The organism is Oceanimonas marisflavi, from assembly GCF_003049725.1.
Classification (GTDB): domain Bacteria; phylum Pseudomonadota; class Gammaproteobacteria; order Enterobacterales; family Aeromonadaceae; genus Oceanimonas; species Oceanimonas marisflavi.
The window spans coordinates 1-1,569 of record NZ_QAGM01000052.1 but is presented as its reverse complement, the minus strand read 5'-3'; the positions used below and the strand labels follow the sequence as shown (position 1 = coordinate 1,569).

The window sequence follows — 1,569 nt, the reverse complement described above, 5'->3', positions numbered from 1 at the left end:
CTGTCTCTTAGTCACAAGTCGAGTCCATGGAACAACTCATAGGACTCGACGTAATTCATCAGGGTGAACCAGCCACTCCACAGTGCTTTCGTTCCTACCCGGCCATTCCTGGCGGTGTTATGCCAGCGGCCGAGCCGGGCCAGGGCATAATAGGCCCAGTAAAGTGAAGGTGGTTGCGTCGGGAAGGCTGCCTTCTTCTCTGTCTTGCGCCAGAGCAACCGCCATGCGATCGGGGTCAGCAGACATTCACAGCTGACTTCTTTGGCGTCTTCCCGGTTCTGTGCCACCTCTTTTAACTGCATCAAACGAACGGCGATGAACGCCTTCACTACCGCTACCCGGCGCAGATTTTCCCGGGTCTGCATGCGCACATCTTCCACCTTGGTGCCTTCGGATTTCCACACTCGATGGAACTCCTCAATCCGCCAGCGCAGCTCATAAAACCGGACAATACGCAGGGCGGCCGCGGCATTGGGCAACGACTCTGAGGTGTACAGGATCCATTGCAGCGGGTCTTTCCTGTCCTGATCGAGTTCCTGACAGTACACCACGTTCAACGTCAGGGTTTTCTCGGCGTTGGCGCGTTGTGGCTTTTTGATGGTCAGCTGGGTATAGCTCAAGGCAACATTGGCGGTTCGGTCCGGTCGTCCCCCTCGCTGAGCCACATAGACCTGGTAACACGCCACGGGCGCCAGTGCCTGCAGCACATCATGCAGTTTGCCTGATGAGGTTTCGTCGTCGAGGACATTGCGGTTATCGGAGGCGCGCACCACAAAGCGATGTTGGTGCTGCTGCTGGTAAGCGAGATATTCATAGATGTCGGCCTCGCGGTCACACACATCGATGATATGGCTCATCTCATCCACGCGGCCGGCCAGTGTTTCCATGCCACGTTGCCATTTATAGCTTTCTTTCTCGGTCCGCTCGCGACACTGCAGTTGATGGCTTTTTCCGGTTTGTTTCTGCTCACGGTGCCAGTAATACTGGTTAGCCAGCCCAATCACACCCTCGTTATCGGCATCCAGCATCAGCGTGGAATGGGCATAGAGAGTTCTGCCCTTGGCAGAGGCTTTCTTGTTACTGGCGGAGTTGACCTCGCCCAGCTCCTCACGCACCGAATGCTTGTAGCTAAGTCCGGTGGTGTCCTGTAACGCCAGGACCAGCGGGCGCTCTGACGCAATGGCAACGGTGCGTTCAAACCCGGCTTCAGCAATGGTGTCCGGTGAAATCACCTCGTTGCGAAAAAATCGGTACGCCCCTTCAATACTGGCAGGATCGACCGCTGCCTCGGCAACAGAGCCGTCAGAGCGTGTCGCCATGTCTGCCGCCATCTTGGTCAGTCTTCTGGTTCGACGAGGGTCACCCAGTTTGGCATTTCCAAAAATCAATTCTGCCCACTGGGTTGGATCGGCTTCAAACATCACACGCTCTTTGAGTCAAAATGCCATTAGATCATAGTGATAGGGCATTTGAGAAGAACGTTAGGTGGAAAAGGTTGGCCGTAGCGCACTACGGCCAACCTTTTATTTGCAAGTTATGTCAAGAAAAACTTGTGACCAAGAGACAGGC

At 55.0% G+C, this 1,569-nt stretch carries 1 protein-coding gene; it reads right to left on the bottom strand.

Going from position 1 to position 1,569, the window contains the following annotated elements:
- Window positions 1-11: 11 nt before the first annotated feature.
- Window positions 12-1,421: an IS4 family transposase gene (locus tag DA373_RS15950; protein WP_107853255.1), complete on the bottom strand. Its 1,410-nt coding sequence runs from the start codon at window positions 1,419-1,421 to the stop codon at window positions 12-14.
- Between the last annotated feature and the right edge of the window lie 148 nt (window positions 1,422-1,569).